Origin of the sequence: Microbacterium sp. (assembly GCF_046295495.1) — a bacterium.
Lineage (GTDB): Bacteria > Actinomycetota > Actinomycetes > Actinomycetales > Microbacteriaceae > Microbacterium.
In genome coordinates, this window is the sequence record NZ_JBKBNC010000083.1 from 1 (window position 1) to 3,276 (window position 3,276).

The following is a 3,276-nucleotide window of genomic DNA, read 5'->3' on the forward strand; positions in this document are numbered from 1 at the left end:
CTGAGCCACGCGCCCGGCGCGGGCCCCGCCGGCGCGGCGCCGCCGGGGAGCTGCGGCCGGGCCAAGCGGTCCGCCGCCGCGGCGCGGGAGTCGCGCCGTCAGATGACGTCGTACGGGAACTGGTCGTCGAAGGGATGCGCCAGACCGGGGTGCAGCGGCTCGGATTCTTCTCCGTCGGCTCTTCCGGTGTCGAGGGGCACCGTCACCGTGGCGAGGCTGACGACCGATGCGGCGGTGAGGAAGACGCTCAGCCGCTCGCCGCTGTCGACGGTGACGTCCACGAAATCCCCGCCCGAGCGCACGGCCTGCCGGATCGCGTCCTTCAACGTCTCGAGGCGCTCGATCGGCGCGAGGGGATAGGCCACGCCGGCCACCGAGAGGGAGAGACGTTCGATCGAGGGCGACATGGGAAGCACGTTAGATCCCGATCGCGGCGGCGTCAGCCCGGGTTGCCGTGCGAGCCGCGACGTGCTCTTGTCGACGCGGTGCGTCCTTCCGCGCCGACGACACGGTCACGCGCCGACGTAACGGGCGAGATGCTCGCCGGTGGTGGTCGAACGCGCGGCGACGAGCTCGGCCGGCGTCCCCTCGAACACGACCGTCCCACCGTCGCGACCAGCGCCCGGTCCGAGATCGATGAGCCAGTCAGCGTGCGCCATCACCGCCTGGTGGTGCTCGATCACGACGACGGTGTTGCCGGCATCCACGAGCTGGTCGAGCAGGCGCAGCAGCGTATCGACGTCGGCGAGGTGGAGACCCGTCGTGGGCTCGTCGAGCACGTAGATGGCACCTGCCTTCGCCATCGAGATTGCCAGCTTGAGGCGCTGCCGTTCCCCGCCCGACAGGGTGTTCAGCGCCTGACCGAGCGTGAGGTAGCCCAGGCCCACGTCGCGCAGGCGCCCGAGCACCGCGGCGGCCGGACCCTTCACGAGGAAGTCGGACGCATCCTCGACCGACAGGGCGAGCACCTCGGCGATGTTCTTGCCGTCGAGGGTGTACGTGAGCACCTCGTCGCTGAAGCCCGTGCCGGCGCACAGTTCGCAGACGGTCTCGACCGTGGATTGGAAGCCCAGCTGCGTCACGATCACCCCGAGGCCCCGGCACGCGGGGCAGGCGCCTTCGCTGTTGGCGCTGAACAGAGCGGGCTTGACCCCGTTGGCCTTCGCGAACGCGGCGCGCACCGCGTCGAGGATGCCCGTGTAGGTGGCCGGGCTGCTGCGCCGCGAGCCCTTGATGGCGGACTGGTCGACGACGACCACATCGTCGGACGCGGGGAGGTTGCCGTGGATCAGGGATGACTTGCCCGACCCGGCCACCCCGGTCACGACCGTCAACACGCCGCGGGGAACGTCGACGTCGACGCTCCGGAGGTTGTGCTGCGACGCCCCGCGGATGGGCATGGCCCCCGTGGGCCGCCGCACGGAGTCTTTCAGCCGCGCCCGATGATCGAGGAACCGGCCGGTGAGGGTGTCGGAGGCGCGGAGCCCCGCGACGTCTCCCTGGTACTGCACCGTGCCGCCGTCGCGCCCCGCGCGCGGTCCGAGGTCGACCACGTGATCGGCGATGTCGATCACCTCGGGCTTGTGCTCGACCACGAGCACGGTGTTGCCCTTGTCGCGCAGCTGCTGGAGGGTCTCGTTCATGCGCTGGATGTCATGGGGATGCAACCCCGCGGTCGGCTCGTCGAACACGTACGTGACGTCGCTCAGGCTCGAACCGAGGTGGCGGATCATCTTCGTGCGCTGCGCCTCACCGCCCGACAGGGTGCCGCTGGAGCGGTCGAGCGAGAGGTAGCCCAGGCCGATGTGCACGAAGGCGTCGAGGGTCTCGCGCAGCCCCTGCACCAGCGGCGCCACCGTGGGGTCGTCGATCGTGCGCACCCAGGCGGCGAGGTCGGTGATCTGCATGGCCGCGGCATCCGCGATGTTCACGTCGCCGATGCGCGACGACCGCGCGCCCTCGTTCAGACGCGTGCCCGCGCAGGCCGGGCAGGCGACGAAGGTCACCGCGCGGTCGACGAAGGCGCGGACGTGCGGCTGGAGCGCGTCGCGATCTTTCTGCAGCATGCTCTTGGTGACCTTGGGGACGAGCCCCTCGTAGGTCATGTTGGTGCTGGCGATGCGGACCTTCGTCTGCTCCCGGTAGAGGAAGGCCTCGCGCTCCTCGGCGGTGAAATCGCGCACCGGCTTGTCGGGGTCGAGGAAACCCGACTCGCTGAACACCCGCACCATCCAGCCGTCGGCGGTGTAGCCCGGCACGAGGATGGCGCCCTCGTTGAGGGATCGCGAGGAATCGACGAGCTGGTCGATGTCGATGTCGCTCACCTGCCCGAGACCCTCGCACTCCGGGCACATCCCGCCCGTGATCTCGAACGACCGCCGCTCCTTCTGCCCCTTTCGCGCGCCCGTGGCGATGGTGACGGCACCGGCACCCGAGACCGAGGGGACGTTGAACGAGAACGCCTGCGACGACCCGACGTGCGGCTGGCCGAGGCGACTGAAGAGCACCCGCAGCATCGCGTGCACGTCGGTGGCTGTGCCCACGGTCGACCGCGCGTTGGCCGCCATGCGCTCCTGGTCGATGCGGATGGTGGCGCTCATGTTCTCGAGCGCGTCGACGTCGGGGCGGGACAGCTCCCCCATGAACTGCTGGACGAAGGTGGGGTACGTCTCGTTGATGAGTCGCTGGGACTCGGCCGCGATCGTGCCGAACACGAGTGAGGACTTCCCGGATCCGCTCACCCCGGTGAACACCGTCAGGCGCCGCTTGGGCACGTCGAGATCGACGTTCTTCAGGTTGTTCTCGCGGGCACCGCGCACGCGGATGACGTCGTGGGCGTCGGGCTCGGGCTCGGTCATGGCGCCTCCTCGGGATCGCCCCCAGTGTGGCGCACACCACCGACATCCGCGAGGAACCCGCGCACGCGCGCCGTGGGCGGCCGGCGGTCGCCCGGATCGCGCATCCGGGTCGCGGCACCCGGGTCACGGCATCCCGCTCGCCGCTCCCCGGACGCGGCACCCGGGACGCGGCCTCGGACGCGGCACCCGGGTCGCGGCATCCGGGGCCGGGCGCGGGCCATCGTGCTCGAACGAGCCCGGAACAGCACGGTGCCCCCGCAGACAGATCTGCGGGGGCACCGGGAGAGAGCGTCAGCCCTGGGCGCGACGGTTCGTGCGGGGGCTGCGGGCTCCGACGACCATGCCGGTCGTGGGGGTACCGGATGCCGAACGACCGGTGCCCTGCGACCGCGCGGCGCCGGCGCCGGCGCCGTGGTGC

At 71.2% G+C, this 3,276-nt stretch carries 2 protein-coding genes; both read right to left on the minus strand.

All coding sequences use genetic code 11. From position 1 onward, the window contains the following. Nucleotides 1–98: 98 nt before the first annotated feature. A complete protein-coding gene (locus ACK4LS_RS14630; protein ID WP_409718823.1) occupies nt 99–407 on the minus strand; it encodes a hypothetical protein in 309 nt (102 codons plus the stop codon). 105 nt (nt 408–512) lie between these two features. Continuing rightward, a complete protein-coding gene (locus ACK4LS_RS14635) occupies nt 513–2,858 on the minus strand; it encodes an ATP-binding cassette domain-containing protein (RefSeq protein ID WP_409718827.1) in 2,346 nt (781 codons plus the stop codon). Between the last annotated feature and the right edge of the window lie 418 nt (nt 2,859–3,276).

Excerpts from the sequence above, each read along its gene's own strand:
- ACK4LS_RS14630 (WP_409718823.1), bottom strand. The coding sequence starts at position 407 with ATGTCGCCCTCGATCGAACGTCTCTCCCTCTCGGTGGCCGGCGTGGCC.
- ACK4LS_RS14635 (WP_409718827.1), bottom strand. The coding sequence starts at position 2,858 with ATGACCGAGCCCGAGCCCGACGCCCACGACGTCATCCGCGTGCGCGGT.